The following is a 12997-nucleotide window of genomic DNA, read 5'->3' on the forward strand; positions in this document are numbered from 1 at the left end:
GAGCTGGCACGGTTTTCTTCTGGCCCCCTATTGCGCCGGGGTTATGGCGTTGCAACATACAAGAGAACAGAGCCCTTTTCCGTAGGCGGAAGGGGCGGACAGGCTTCTGGCGTGCCGCCTGGCGGGCGTAAGGAGTTCGATCGTCCTTGTCAGGAGGTCTTGAGAATGTCTGAAAACGAAAAACCCGTCACACGTCGTCGTCGTAAGGCCGTTGCCTCTGAGACACCCGCTACCGAGGTGGTGCGGTCTCAGTCAGGGAAAAAAGCCGGTGCGCGCAAGGTGGAAACCACGCATGTAGCCGTGTTGCCGCTGCGGGATATTGTCGTGTTTCCTCACATGATCGTGCCGCTATTCGTTGGGCGGGAAAAATCGGTCAAGGCGCTCGAATCCGTCACGCGGGACGATCATCACATTCTGCTGGTAGCCCAGCGGGACGCAGCTCAGGATGATCCGGGTGTAGACGATATCTATACGGTCGGGACGCTCTCCACCATTCTGCAACTGCTCAAGCTGCCTGATGGTACTGTGAAGGTGCTGATGGAAGGCGTTAAGCGCGTGCGGGTGAAAGCCATGCATGACAAGCAGGGGTATTTTGAGGCCGACGTGGAAGACATGCCCGAGCAGCCGGCCGAAGGGGCCGAGGCTGAGGCGCTTGGCCGCTCGATCGTGTCGCAGTTTGAGCAGTATATGAAGCTCAACAAAAAGATCGCGCCCGAGGTGCTGGTTTCGCTCAACCAGATCAGCGATCTGTCCAAGCTGGCGGATACTGTTACCAGCCACCTGAATCTCAAGATCGCGGAAAAGCAGGAAATTCTTGAACTGCCGACGGTTACGGCCCAGCTCGAGAAAATTTTCGGTCATATCGAAGCCGAGATTGACGTGTTGCAGGTGGAGAAAAAAATCCGCAACCGCGTCAAACGGCAGATGGAAAAGACCCAGCGCGAGTACTATCTGAACGAGCAGCTCAAGGCCATTCAGAAGGAACTGGGCGAGGGTGAAGACGGGCGCGACGAAACCGCCGAAATCGAAGAAAAAATCGCCAAGGCGCGTCTGCCGCGTGAAGCGCGTGAGAAAGCCGTTAGCGAGCTGAAAAAGCTGCGTGGCATGAGCGCCATGTCAGCCGAATCCACGGTGGTGCGCAATTATCTCGACTGGATTGTCAGTATTCCGTGGAAGAAGCGTACCAAGGTTCGTCACGATCTGCATGAAGCCGAGACGATTCTCGATACCGACCACTACGGTCTGGAGAAGGTCAAGGAGCGTATTCTTGAGTATCTGGCGGTGCAGAGCCGTTCGCAGAAACTTAAGGGGCCGATTCTGTGCCTTGTGGGGCCGCCCGGCGTGGGTAAGACTTCTCTGGCGCGGTCCATCGCCAAGGCAACGGGGCGTCACTATGTCCGCATGTCTCTGGGGGGTGTGCGTGACGAGGCTGAAATCCGTGGTCACAGGCGCACTTACATCGGCTCCATGCCGGGCAAGATCATTCAGGGTATGAAAAAGGCGAAGGTTTCCAACCCGCTGTTCCTGCTTGATGAGATCGACAAGCTCGGAGCCGACTGGCGTGGTGACCCGGCTTCTGCCCTGCTGGAAGTGCTGGACCCGGAACAGAACGCGACATTCGCGGATCATTATCTGGAAGTGGATTATGATCTGTCTGATGTGATGTTCGTTACCACGGCGAATAGTCTCGATATGCCCCAGCCGCTGCTGGACCGCATGGAGATCATCCGTCTGTCCGGTTACACCGAGGATGAAAAGCTTCAGATTGCGCGTAAGCACCTGATTTCAAAGCAGATTGAAGCGCATAACCTGAAGGCGGGTGAGTGGTCCATTACCGATGACGCGCTGCGTGACGTGATTCGCTATTACACGCGGGAGGCAGGTGTCCGTAGCCTTGAGCGTGAGCTGGCACGGCTGGCGCGTAAGGCGGTCAAGGAGATTGTGACCGGCAAGGCCGAGAGCGTTACGGTTACGCCGGAGAATCTCGAAACCTACGCGGGCGTGCGCCGCTTCCGTTACGGCGAGACCGAAGCCGAAGACATGGTGGGCGTGGTGACAGGGCTGGCCTGGACAGAAGTGGGCGGGGAAATCCTGACCATTGAAAGCGTCATGGTGCCCGGCAAGGGTGGCGTGGTGGAAACGGGCAAGCTGGGCGACGTGATGAAGGAGAGCATTTCGGCGGCTTACTCCTTTGTGCGGAGTCGGGCGACGAGCTTCGGAATCGTCCCTACCATGTTTGAAAAGCGCAGTTTCCATGTGCATGTGCCCGAAGGCGCGACTCCTAAAGATGGTCCTTCGGCCGGGGTGGCTATGGTCACTTCGCTGGTGAGCGTGCTTACAGGTATTCCGGTGCGGCGCGACGTGGCCATGACAGGCGAAATCACGCTCAGGGGCCGGGTGCTGGCTATTGGTGGGCTCAAGGAAAAGCTTCTGGCGGCTCTGCGCTCAGGCATTCGCACGGTTTTCATTCCCAAGGAGAACGAGAAAGATCTCGTTGAAATTCCTGATAATGTGAAAGACGGGCTGGAGATCGTGCCTGTTTCGCATGTGGATGAGGTTCTGGCCCGTGCGCTGACACGCCAGCCCCAGCCTATTGTGTGGGATGAAGTGGCCGATCTTGTGCCCGCAGGGGGTGATGCGGCGGCGGCAAGGGTGCTGCCGCACTAAGCAAAATGCGCAACAGAGAGCAAAGTTACGATTGCTCGGTTGACGTAGGAAAAAACGGCTGCATAGTGCGGCAGGTAGCGGGCAGGCCGGGTAACATGGCCTGCCGCGCCAGAAAATAAAGAAAGCGAAAGGCGTAACATGGAGAAGCCGCTCAACAAGCAGGAACTGGTCTCAGCCGTGGCTGAGGCAGTTGATCTGCCCAAGGCAAAGGCCGGAGAAGTGGTCGACGCCGTATTCGGTGCCATCGAGAAGGCCCTTGCCAAAAAGCAGGAAGTGCGTCTGGTCGGCTTTGGTACGTTCGTAACTGCCACGCGTAAGGCGGCTAAGGGCCGTAACCCGCGCACGGGTGAGGAAATCGATATTCCGGCTTCCACCTCTGTGCGCTTCAAGCCCGGCAAGGCTCTGAAGGACGCCGTCAGCAACTAAAGTCTGACAGTGTTTTTTAACGGCCGGCATCTCCTTGTAAAAAAAGGGGTTGTCGGCCGTTTTCATTTGTGACACATAGGGCGCGGGCGATTAGCTTAGCGGTAGAGCATCTCGTTTACACCGAGAGGGTCGGCGGTTCGATCCCGTCATCGCCCACCATATACTTTCCGTAAAATTTAATTCCTTCCTGTGTGGCTGGCCTGAGTATTCAGGTAATTTATCAGCCATTCATGCTGGGTGCTGTGCATTCATGCACGCGGCGTTATTCACAGGAAAGTGGCTGGAGTTTGGTAAGAACGGGCATGGTCGTATGCCCCTGTCGGGTCTAGGGTGAACTCACTTGAGGGAAGCGGTTTTAGCTTCCAACGCTGTGGGAGCCCCTGATGCAGTCTGTTCTTAGCGACTATGCTCCGGTCCTTGTTTTTGGCGGCATTTCTGTCGTCATTGCGGCCGCCATGCTCGGTATGGCGCTTTTGTGCGGCCACCAGAAACCTAATCCTGAAAAACTGACAGCGTATGAATGCGGGTTTGGCGCGTTTGACGATGCGCGGCGTCGTTTCGATGTCCGCTTTTATCTCGTGGCTATTCTCTTCATCATTTTTGATCTGGAAGTGGCCTTCCTGTTCCCGTGGGCCATCAGCCTCGGGCGTATCGGGCTGTTCGGGTTTTTGTCCATGCTGGGTTTCCTGAGCGTTCTGGGTATCGGGTTCCTGTATGAATGGCGCAAAGGCGCCCTGGATTGGGATTGAGGGAGGGCATGGCCGTGAGCGCTGGACAGAATCAGGACGCCATTATGTGGAACCGTGAGGCCCTGCCTCCAGGGCCGGAGCAGGATGCGGTGGTGCGGGGCATTACCGGTGTGCTGGCGGAAAAAGGCTTTGTTGTCGCCAGTCTGGACAAGCTGGTGAACTGGGGCCGCACTGGCAGTCTGTGGCCCATGTCCTTCGGGCTGGCCTGCTGCGCGGTGGAAATGATTCACGCATATATGCCGCGTTACGATCTTGACCGGATGGGCATTATCCCGCGCGGCTCGCCGCGCCAGTCGGATGTGATGATTGTGGCAGGGACCCTCACCAACAAAATGGCCCCGGTTCTACGCCGCCTTTACGAGCAGATGGCGGAGCCGCGTTGGGTTATTTCCATGGGCTCCTGCGCCAATGGTGGGGGGTATTACCACTATTCCTATTCCGTAGTGCGTGGTTGTGACCGGATTGTGCCGGTTGATGTTTACGTGCCGGGCTGCCCGCCCACGGCCGAAGCGCTGATTTACGGCATTATGCTGCTCCAGAAGAAAATCCGCCGGACAGGAACCATTATCCGTGGCTGATCTAAGCATCAATCCGCATCAGGGCCGCCTGGAAGGGCAGCTTGGTGCGCTGGCTTTCACCTTCATGACATCATGGCCGCATGTAAGCAGTGCTGCCGTGGAAAAGGGTGAACTGGTTGTCAGGATAGGGAGGGAGCACCTTCTGGGGTTCCTGACCGCCCTGCGCGATGACCCGCGCTATCGTTTTGAACAGCTTATGGACCTGTGCGGGGTGGACTGGCCTCAGCGGGTCGAGCGGTTCGACGTGGTCTATAACCTGCTCTCCGTCACCTATAACCGGCGTATACGGGTTATTGTTACGACCAGCGAGAGCGCGCCGGTACCATCGGTACATCACCTGTGGCCCTGTGCCACATGGTGGGAGCGTGAGTGTTACGACCTGTTTGGAGTCATGTTCTCCGGGCAGCCGGATATGCGGCGTATCCTGACCGATAACGGTTTTGAAGGGCACCCGCTACGTAAGGACTTCCCGCTCAGCGGGTATGAAGAAGTCCGCTACGATGTCGAGCGCAGGCAGGTGGTCAAGGAACCAGTGTCGCTCACACAGGATTTCCGCGATTTCGACTTTGTCTCCCCGTGGGAAGGGATGCTGACCCTGCCGGGTGATGAAAAAGCGCATGAAGTCCGTCAGGGCATGAAGAGGGGAATCTGATGGTGCACTCTCATGACAAAGCCTTTCTTGAAGATGCACAGGCACTGGTGCGCGACGATATTCCCCAGAGTCTGCTGCCCGAGAGCGTGGCGGAAGCGCAGGAACACAGGGTGGTGGAGATTGACTCGCACGCCCTGAACTTCGGCCCCCAGCATCCTTCGGCTCATGGGGTGCTGCGGCTTGTGCTGGAAATGGAAGGCGAGGTTGTGGCGCGCGCCGTGCCGCATATCGGTCTGCTGCATCGCGGCACGGAAAAGCTGATTGAATACAAGACCTACCAGAAAGCCCTGCCGTATTTTGACCGGCTGGATTACGTTTCCCCCATGTGCGAGGAGCAGGCTTTCGCACTGGCCACGGAAAAGCTGCTGGGGATCGATATTCCCGAGCGGGCCAAGTGGCTCAGGGTTCTGTTTGCCGAAATTACCCGTATTCTCAACCATATCCTCAACCTTACAGCCATGGGGCTGGACTGCGGTGCGGTTACGCCAGCGCTGTGGGGGTATGAGGAGCGCGAGAAGCTGCTCGAGTTTTATGAGGCAGCCTCAGGCGCACGTTTTCACGCCAATTACTTTCGCCCCGGCGGTGTGGCGCGTGATGTGCCCGCCGGACTGGAAGACCGCATAGGCCTGTGGGCGCGTGAATTTCCGAAATGGATCGATGACCTTGAAGGCCTGTTGACCGAAAACCGGATATGGAAACAGCGCACGGTCGGTATTGGTGTGTTTTCCAGTGAGCAGGCGCTTGCCTGGGGGTTCAGCGGCCCGTGCCTGCGGGCTTCAGGCGTGCCGTGGGACCTGCGCCGTAACCAGCCTTACGACAACTACCACAAGGTGGAGTTTAATGTGCCGGTGGCGCGGCAGGGTGACTGTTACGACCGCTACCTCGTGCGGGTGGCGGAAATGCGCGAAAGCCTGCGTATTATCGAGCAGTGTCTGGATCAGATCCGTCCCGGTCCGGTCAAGGTGCAGGACCCCAAGTTCAGCCCGCCACCCAGAGCGGAAATGAAGCGCTCCATGGAAGCGCTGATCCATCATTTCAAATTGTTCAGCGAAGGCTACCACGTGCCGCCGGGCGCAACCTATACGGCCGTTGAAAGCCCGAAAGGTGAATTTGGCGTTTATCTGGTGGCGGATGGCAGCAACCGGCCATATCGCTGCAAAATCCGCCCGACGGGTTTCTCCCATTTGCAGGCGGTCGATGAACTGTCCCGCCGCGGTATGCTGGCGGACATGGTGGCCATTATCGGATCGCTTGATCTTGTGTTTGGGGAAGTAGATCGATGAACCCTGTCTGGACCCCACCCCAGCAGCCCGAGAGCTTTGTGTTCGATACGGACTCAGAGGCGGAAATCAGCATCGTGCTGGGTAAATATCCGGCGGAGCGCAAAGCCAGTGCGGTTATGCCGCTGCTGTATATTGCACAGCGGCAGATGGGGCGGCAGACCGGAAGTGCCTGGGTGCCGCTGCCTGCCATGGACGAAATTGCCCGTAGGCTGGAAATGGCGGCTATCCGTGTTTACGAAGTCGCGTCTTTTTACACCATGTACAACACGCGGCCGGTAGGGCGTTATCACCTGCAGGTCTGCACCACCACGCCATGCTGGCTGCGTGGGTCGGATGATGTGGTGAGTGCCTGCCAGAAAGCTACAGGCATAAGTCAGTTTGGCCAGACCAGTGAGGATGGGCTGTTTACCCTCACGGAAGTGGAATGTCTGGGTGCCTGCGCAAATGCTCCCATCCTTCAGGTGGATGATGATTTCTACGAAGATATGGATGGCCCCAGCACCGAAAAGCTGATTGCCGCATTGCGTGCCGGAGAGCGGCCGCCGCCGGGGCCTGTGGTGGACCGTAAGGTTTCCGCACCGCAGGGCGGGCGTAAGACATTGCTCGCGGCGGATTCTGCCGCTGGGCCGCAATAGGGGAGACGGGGCATGCTTGAAGACAAGAACCGGATCTTCACCAATCTTTACGGGCAGGATGACTGGCGCCTTGCCGGTGCGCGCAGGCGTGGTGACTGGAATGATACCGCAGCCATCATTGCCCGTGGGCGTGACGCAATCATTGCGGAAATGAAAGCGTCTGGCCTGCGCGGGCGCGGTGGGGCGGGTTTTCCCACCGGGCTTAAATGGTCCTTCATGCCCAAGGGGTCTGATGGTCGGCCCCATTACCTTGTGATCAATGGTGATGAATCCGAGCCCGGCACCTGCAAGGACCGTGAGGTTCTGCGCCACGAACCGCACAAGCTGATTGAAAGTGCGCTGATTGCGTCTTTCGCCATGGGGGCGCATGCCTCTTACATCTATATCCGTGGCGAGTTCTACCGTGAGGCCGAGCATCTGCAGGCCGCTATTGATGAGGCATACGAAGCCGGACTGCTTGGCCCCAATGCAGCCGGGTCAGGCTGGGACTTCGATTTTCGTATTCACCGTGGTGCCGGGGCTTATATCTGCGGTGAGGAAACGGCCCTGTTGGAAAGCCTTGAAGGCAAAAAGGGCCAACCCCGCATGAAGCCGCCTTTTCCTGCAGGGGTAGGGCTGTACGGGTGCCCCACCACGGTCAATAACGTCGAAAGCATTGCAGTGGCCTCTACCATCATGCGCCGTGGGGCCGCGTGGTTTGCCGGGTTGGGGCGGCAGAATAATGCAGGCACCAAGCTCATGGCGATTTCAGGCCATGTGAACACCCCCTGTGTGTTTGAAGAGGAACTGGGTGTTCCGCTGAAAGACATTATTGAAAAACATGGTGGTGGCGTGCGAGGCGGGTGGGACAACCTGCTGGCGGTTATTCCCGGTGGATGTTCCGTGCCGCTGCTGCCCAAGTCGATCTGCGAAACGGTTCTGATGGATTATGACAGCCTGCGGGCCGAGCGTTCCGGCCTTGGTACGGCGTGCATGATCGTTATGGACAAATCGACCGATATTATCAAAGCCATTGCCCGGTTCTCAAAGTTTTTCAAACATGAGAGCTGTGGCCAGTGCACGCCCTGCCGTGAAGGCACAGGCTGGATGATGCGGATCATGGATCGCATGGTCGAGGGGCGCGCGGATATCGAGGAAATCGACCTGCTCGAGCAGGTAACGCGACAGGTTGAAGGCCACACGATCTGCGCGCTGGGTGATGCGGCGGCCTGGCCTATACAGGGGCTTATCCGGCATTTTCGGCCGGAAATGGAAGCGCGTATTCAGCAGTACAAGGCGGCTCATGGCGGTACGGGGCTGATCGCGGTGCCCGCTGGCGTGCCGGTAGCGGCGGAGTAACGGATAATGGTGAGGGTAATTGTAGACGGTATTCCGGTGGATGTGCCTGCCGGGTCCAGCGCCCTGCAGGCCTGCGAGGCGGCGGGCAAGGAAATTCCGCGTTTCTGCTACCATGAGCGCCTGTCCGTTGCGGGTAACTGCCGCATGTGTCTGGTGGAAGTCGCGCGCGCGCCCAAGCCGGTGGCATCCTGCGGGTTCCCGGTTGGTGAGGGTATGGAAATCTTCACCGACACGCAGGTGGTGCGGCGTGCCCGCCGGGCTGTTATGGAATTTCTGCTGATCAACCATCCGCTAGATTGCCCTATCTGCGATCAGGGTGGTGAGTGCGATCTGCAGGATCAGGCCTATGGCTATGGCTCGGGTATTTCGCGTTATCAGGAAGACAAGCGGGCGGTAACGGACAAGGACCTTGGACCTCTGGTTAAAACGGTCATGACGCGGTGCATTCAGTGCACGCGTTGTGTACGTTTCAGCACGGAAGTAGCAGGCACGCCTGAGCTTGGTCTGGTCTCGCGTGGTGAAAACGCTGAAATCACGACCTATGTTGAGAAAGCGCTGACTTCGGAACTTTCTGGTAATCTTATCGATGTTTGCCCGGTTGGTGCATTGACGGCCAAGCCGTCGGCCTTTCATGCCCGCTCGTGGGAATACAAAAAGACAGACAGTATTGATGTCATGGATGCGCTGGGCACCAATATTCAGGTGCAGGCGCGTGGTGGCGAGGTTATGCGCATCGTTCCGCGTGTGAATGATGAAGTGAATGAAGAATGGCTGTCAGATAAAGGACGTTTCTCGGTTGATGGCCTGAAGCGGAAGAGGCTTGACCGCCCTTGGGTGCGTGTTAATGGCAAACTCATTGCTGTGCCTTGGAAAGATGCGCTGGTTGCACTGGCGCGCAGGCTCGATGGTGTTTCGGGTGACCGGATTGGGGCTATCGCCGGTGATCTGTGCGATGCGGAAAGCCTGTGTGCACTCAAGGATCTTATGACGGCACTCGGTTCGGCCAATCTGGACTGCCGACAGGATGGGGCTTGGTATGATACGACCCGTCGGGACGGCTATCTGTTCAATAGTGACTTGACCGGTATCGATCAGGCGGATGCTCTGCTGATTGTCGGTTCGACACCACGGCATGAAGCGCCAGTGCTGAATGCACGGATACGCAAACGGTTTGTCGATGCCGGGCGGGGTGGTTTTCCGGTTGGGATTATCGGCGCGCCGCGCTGCGACCTGACTTACGATGCCACAGTGCTGGGGGAAGGGCCGGAAACGCTTGCAGCCCTGCTGGCAGGTGAACATCCGTTTGCGGATGTTCTGAAAAAAGCCAAGCATCCCATGATTATTCTGGGGCATGCGGCCCTGACCCGGCGGGACGCTCCAGCGGTTTACGCCGCCAGCCGCGCCTTGGCCGAGGCAACAGGCGTGATTGCAGAAGGTTGGAACGGCTTTAACATCCTGCATACGGCGGCCTCTCGCGTAGGGGCGCTCGATCTCGGCTTCCTGCCGGGCGCGCATGGCCGGGCGGCAAGCTCCATGGTGCGGGGCGGGGTGGATATACTGTGGCTGCTCGGTGCGGATGACGTGCCGGTGGAGCGGATTCCGGCTGATACTTTCGTCGTGTATCAGGGCCATCATGGCGACGCGGCTGCGGCACGGGCTGATATCATTCTGCCCGGTGCGGCCTATACCGAAAAACCGGGCACATATGTCAATACGGCCGGGCGTGTGCAGCGGGCGTTCCGTGCTGTGTTCGCTCCGGGTGAGGCGCGTGAAGACTGGCGGATTATCCGGGCTTTTTCCGAAGTTGTTGCCCATACCCTGCCATATGACACGCTGGAGCAGTTGCGTGAGCGGATGGCCGAGGTCAATCCTGTCTTCGCCATGACGGGTGAGGGCGCGGCCTTGTTGCTGGGGGTTGGTGTGGCTGATGACCCTGCCGAGGCAGTGGCTTTTGATGAAGCCCCGTTCCGGCCGGTTATCCGTGATTATTACCAGACCAACGTCATCAGCCGGGCAAGCCAGACCATGGCGGAATGTTCCGCCGTGTATGGCGTGGCGGCGGCGGAGTAACGGGCATGGCGCAGTTTTTCTACCATACGCTTGTCGGCCAGATCTGCCTGATGCTGCTGGAAACGCTGGCCGTTCTGGTGCCGCTGCTGATTGGCGTGGCGTATCTGACGCTGATGGAACGCAAGGTTATGGCGGCCATGCAGCGTCGCCGTGGGCCGAACGTGAACGGGCCTTTCGGTCTGTTGCAGGCCTTTGCCGATGCGATCAAGATGATCGTAAAGGAAACGGTTATTCCGGCAGGTGCAAATCGCGGGCTGTTTCTGTTTGCACCGTTTCTGACCTTTTCTCTGGCCATGGTGGCATGGGCGGTTATTCCCACCGGTAACGGGCTGGCGGTTGCCAACATCAATGTTGGTATTCTCTACCTGCTGGCGATTTCCTCGCTGGGGGTTTACGGCATTCTGATTGCAGGCTGGGCGTCTAATTCGAAATACGCCTTTTTGGGTGGCCTGCGCTCTGCCGCACAGATGGTGTCTTACGAAGTATCTATCGGGCTTGTTATTGTGTCCGTCCTGCTTGCGGTGGGTAGTCTGAACCTGAATGACATTGTGCTGGCCCAGCGGCATGTGTGGTTCTGCGTGCCGATGTTTCCGATGTTTATCGTGTTTTTCATATCGGCTCTGGCGGAAACCAACCGTGCTCCGTTCGATCTACCGGAAGGGGAAAGCGAACTGGTGGCAGGGTTTTTTGTCGAATATTCGTCCCTTGCTTTCGGGCTGTTCTTTCTGGGCGAATACGCGAACATGATCCTGATGTCGTCCATGGTGAGCATTCTTTTCCTTGGTGGGTGGCTGCCGCCTCTGGGTATTGCGCCTCTGACATGGATACCCGGTCCGCTATGGCTGATTTTCAAAATCCTGTTCTGCCTGTTCGTCTTTATCTGGGTGCGCGCGACGTTCCCCCGCTACCGGTACGATCAGCTCATGCGTCTGGGCTGGAAGGTGTTTCTGCCGTTCTCGCTGTTGTGGATGATTGGAACGGCCGGTTTTCTGATGGCGACGGGCCTGCTCCCGCATAGTGGAGGTGTGAACTAATGAGCACCCTGTCCAATACGCTGCGTTCCTTCCTGCTCAAGGAAATTGTCTCGGGCATGGCATCGACGTTTCGTATGATGTTTCAGCCCAAGGTGACGCTGAATTACCCGTACGAAAAAGGGCCGCTTTCGCATCGTTTCCGGGGCGAGCATGCCCTGCGGCGCTATGCCAACGGGGAGGAGCGCTGCATTGCCTGCAAATTATGCGAGGCAACCTGCCCGGCGGAGGCCATTACCATTGAAGCGCAGGAGCGTGATGATGGTTCGCGCCGCACAACGCGCTACGATATCGACATGACCAAATGCATCTATTGCGGCCTGTGCGAGGAAGCCTGCCCGGTGGATGCGATCGTTGAAGGCCCGAACTATGAATTTGCCACGGAAACCCGTGAAGAACTCATGTACGACAAGAACCGCCTTCTTGCGAATGGTGACCGCTGGGAAAGCCTGCTGGCCCGTCGGCTCGAACTTGATGCGCCATACCGGTGAACAGATGCAACGCGTGACGCGGCAGGAGGTCAGCCCATGATGGCGCAGCTTGTTTTTTATATCTTTACCGCCGTGCTGCTGTTTTCGGCTGTCATGGTCATTACGGCACGCAACCCGGTTCATTCGGTGCTGTTTCTCATCCTTGCGTTTTTTAACGCATCAGGCCTGTTTCTGGTGGCGGGGGCCGAGTTTCTGGCCATGCTGCTGGTGATTGTCTATGTGGGCGCGGTGGCGGTGCTGTTCCTGTTCGTGGTGATGATGCTCGATGTCGATTTCGGGCAGCTCCGCGAAGGGTTTCAGAAATACGCCCCTCTGGGTGGGTGTGTTGGGGGCGTGCTGTTTGCCGAACTGGTGCTTGCCTTCAGCCATTGGGAAATGGCCCCCGGCCGGGCGGCACCTCTGGCCGCACCGGGGCTGACCAACACGGCGGCTTTGGGCGGGCTCATCTATACCCATTACGTGCTGCTGTTTCAGGCCTGCGGTCTGGTGCTGCTGGTAGCCATGATTGGCGCCATTACGCTGACCCTGCGTGAAAAAACCACGGGGCGGCGGCAGAACATTACCCGCCAGCATGCCCGCACACGCGCGGATACACTTGAAATGCTGGACCTCGAACTGGGTGAGAGCGTTGCCGACCGGGGTGGTTTCCTACGGCCCAAGGGGTCTTACAACGAAATTGCCGTGCCGGGCTCCTACGGTCTTGTGCCTGAAAACCCACAGGACGATGCCTCCAGCAACAGGGAGAAGGGCGCATGAACGCCGCGATCAATGCCGTAGGGCTGGGGCCTTACCTCTTTGTCAGCGCTGCTTTGTTGGTGCTCGGGGTGTTCGGTATTTTCCTTAACCGTAAAAATATCATCGTGATGCTGATGGCGATGGAGCTGATCCTGCTTTCGGCCAATCTCAATCTGGTCGCGTTTTCATCCGCACTGGGAGATTTGTCCGGACAGGTCATGGTTCTGTTCGTGTTGACGATTGCAGCCGCTGAAGCGGCAATCGGCCTGGCCATTGTAACGGTCTATTTCCGTAACCGTGGGTCCATCCAGGTTGAAGATGTCACGATGATGAAGGGCTGAG

13 protein-coding genes and 1 tRNA gene are annotated in these 12997 nt (G+C 58.0%); all 14 read left to right on the top strand.

Going from position 1 to position 12997, the window contains the following annotated elements; genetic code table 11:
- Nucleotides 1–165 precede the first annotated feature (165 nt).
- The 14 genes from lon to nuoK all read left to right on the top strand — a co-directional run bounded on the left by lon (nucleotide 166) and on the right by nuoK (nucleotide 12996).
- Entirely contained in the window at nucleotides 166–2667 is a 2502-nt protein-coding gene (gene lon, locus ABF757_RS05425; protein WP_415481258.1) for an endopeptidase La, read from the top strand.
- A gap of 138 nt (nucleotides 2668–2805) precedes the next feature.
- On the top strand, nucleotides 2806–3093 hold the full coding sequence (locus ABF757_RS05430) for an HU family DNA-binding protein (RefSeq protein WP_025860057.1): 288 nt from the start codon (nucleotides 2806–2808) through the stop codon (nucleotides 3091–3093).
- An 84-nt stretch (nucleotides 3094–3177) separates the two neighbouring features.
- Nucleotides 3178–3252: transfer RNA gene (locus ABF757_RS05435), tRNA-Val, on the top strand.
- Between the two features lie 224 nt (nucleotides 3253–3476).
- A complete protein-coding gene (locus ABF757_RS05440; protein ID WP_025860058.1) occupies nucleotides 3477–3842 on the top strand; it encodes an NADH-quinone oxidoreductase subunit A in 366 nt (121 codons plus the stop codon).
- Between the two features lie 8 nt (nucleotides 3843–3850).
- Nucleotides 3851–4420, top strand: a complete 570-nt coding sequence (locus ABF757_RS05445; protein WP_035370429.1) for a NuoB/complex I 20 kDa subunit family protein — start codon at nucleotides 3851–3853, stop codon at nucleotides 4418–4420.
- Nucleotides 4413–5072: an NADH-quinone oxidoreductase subunit C gene (locus ABF757_RS05450; RefSeq protein WP_415481259.1), complete on the top strand. Its 660-nt coding sequence runs from the start codon at nucleotides 4413–4415 to the stop codon at nucleotides 5070–5072. The genes ABF757_RS05445 and ABF757_RS05450 overlap by 8 nt, the downstream gene beginning before the upstream one ends.
- Nucleotides 5072–6355, top strand: coding sequence for an NADH-quinone oxidoreductase subunit D (locus ABF757_RS05455; RefSeq protein ID WP_415481260.1), 1284 nt, complete (start codon nucleotides 5072–5074; stop codon nucleotides 6353–6355). The genes ABF757_RS05450 and ABF757_RS05455 overlap by 1 nt, the downstream gene beginning before the upstream one ends.
- The gene (locus ABF757_RS05460) at nucleotides 6352–6990 is read left to right on the top strand and encodes a complex I 24 kDa subunit family protein (protein WP_415481261.1); all 639 of its coding nucleotides are present in this window, start codon (nucleotides 6352–6354) and stop codon (nucleotides 6988–6990) included. The genes ABF757_RS05455 and ABF757_RS05460 overlap by 4 nt, the downstream gene beginning before the upstream one ends.
- A 12-nt stretch (nucleotides 6991–7002) precedes the next feature.
- On the top strand, nucleotides 7003–8328 hold the full coding sequence (gene nuoF / locus ABF757_RS05465; RefSeq protein WP_415481262.1) for an NADH-quinone oxidoreductase subunit NuoF: 1326 nt from the start codon (nucleotides 7003–7005) through the stop codon (nucleotides 8326–8328).
- Nucleotides 8329–8334: 6 nt separating this feature from the next.
- A complete protein-coding gene (gene nuoG, locus ABF757_RS05470) occupies nucleotides 8335–10398 on the top strand; it encodes an NADH-quinone oxidoreductase subunit NuoG (protein WP_415481263.1) in 2064 nt (687 codons plus the stop codon).
- A 5-nt stretch (nucleotides 10399–10403) separates the two neighbouring features.
- Nucleotides 10404–11432, top strand: a complete 1029-nt coding sequence (gene nuoH, locus ABF757_RS05475; RefSeq protein ID WP_025860063.1) for an NADH-quinone oxidoreductase subunit NuoH — start codon at nucleotides 10404–10406, stop codon at nucleotides 11430–11432.
- Nucleotides 11432–11920 (top strand): NADH-quinone oxidoreductase subunit NuoI, encoded by a 489-nt coding sequence (gene nuoI / locus ABF757_RS05480; protein WP_025860064.1) that lies wholly within the window; start codon nucleotides 11432–11434, stop codon nucleotides 11918–11920. Before nuoH ends, nuoI begins: the two co-directional genes overlap by 1 nt.
- A 36-nt stretch (nucleotides 11921–11956) precedes the next feature.
- On the top strand, nucleotides 11957–12676 hold the full coding sequence (locus ABF757_RS05485) for an NADH-quinone oxidoreductase subunit J (RefSeq protein ID WP_415481264.1): 720 nt from the start codon (nucleotides 11957–11959) through the stop codon (nucleotides 12674–12676).
- Nucleotides 12673–12996, top strand: coding sequence for an NADH-quinone oxidoreductase subunit NuoK (gene nuoK / locus ABF757_RS05490; protein WP_415481265.1), 324 nt, complete (start codon nucleotides 12673–12675; stop codon nucleotides 12994–12996). Before ABF757_RS05485 ends, nuoK begins: the two co-directional genes overlap by 4 nt.
- Nucleotide 12997: the final 1 nt, after the last annotated feature.

It is taken from the genome of Acetobacter papayae, from assembly GCF_047721125.1.
Classification (GTDB): Bacteria; Pseudomonadota; Alphaproteobacteria; order Acetobacterales; family Acetobacteraceae; genus Acetobacter; species Acetobacter papayae.

Excerpts from the sequence above, each read along its gene's own strand:
- lon (WP_415481258.1), top strand. The coding sequence starts at position 166 with ATGTCTGAAAACGAAAAACCCGTCACACGTCGTCGTCGTAAGGCCGTT.
- ABF757_RS05430 (WP_025860057.1), top strand. The coding sequence starts at position 2,806 with ATGGAGAAGCCGCTCAACAAGCAGGAACTGGTCTCAGCCGTGGCTGAG.
- ABF757_RS05440 (WP_025860058.1), top strand. The coding sequence starts at position 3,477 with ATGCAGTCTGTTCTTAGCGACTATGCTCCGGTCCTTGTTTTTGGCGGC.
- ABF757_RS05445 (WP_035370429.1), top strand. The coding sequence starts at position 3,851 with ATGGCCGTGAGCGCTGGACAGAATCAGGACGCCATTATGTGGAACCGT.
- ABF757_RS05455 (WP_415481260.1), top strand. The coding sequence starts at position 5,072 with ATGGTGCACTCTCATGACAAAGCCTTTCTTGAAGATGCACAGGCACTG.
- ABF757_RS05460 (WP_415481261.1), top strand. The coding sequence starts at position 6,352 with ATGAACCCTGTCTGGACCCCACCCCAGCAGCCCGAGAGCTTTGTGTTC.
- nuoF (WP_415481262.1), top strand. The coding sequence starts at position 7,003 with ATGCTTGAAGACAAGAACCGGATCTTCACCAATCTTTACGGGCAGGAT.
- nuoG (WP_415481263.1), top strand. The coding sequence starts at position 8,335 with ATGGTGAGGGTAATTGTAGACGGTATTCCGGTGGATGTGCCTGCCGGG.
- nuoH (WP_025860063.1), top strand. The coding sequence starts at position 10,404 with ATGGCGCAGTTTTTCTACCATACGCTTGTCGGCCAGATCTGCCTGATG.
- nuoI (WP_025860064.1), top strand. The coding sequence starts at position 11,432 with ATGAGCACCCTGTCCAATACGCTGCGTTCCTTCCTGCTCAAGGAAATT.
- ABF757_RS05485 (WP_415481264.1), top strand. The coding sequence starts at position 11,957 with ATGATGGCGCAGCTTGTTTTTTATATCTTTACCGCCGTGCTGCTGTTT.
- nuoK (WP_415481265.1), top strand. The coding sequence starts at position 12,673 with ATGAACGCCGCGATCAATGCCGTAGGGCTGGGGCCTTACCTCTTTGTC.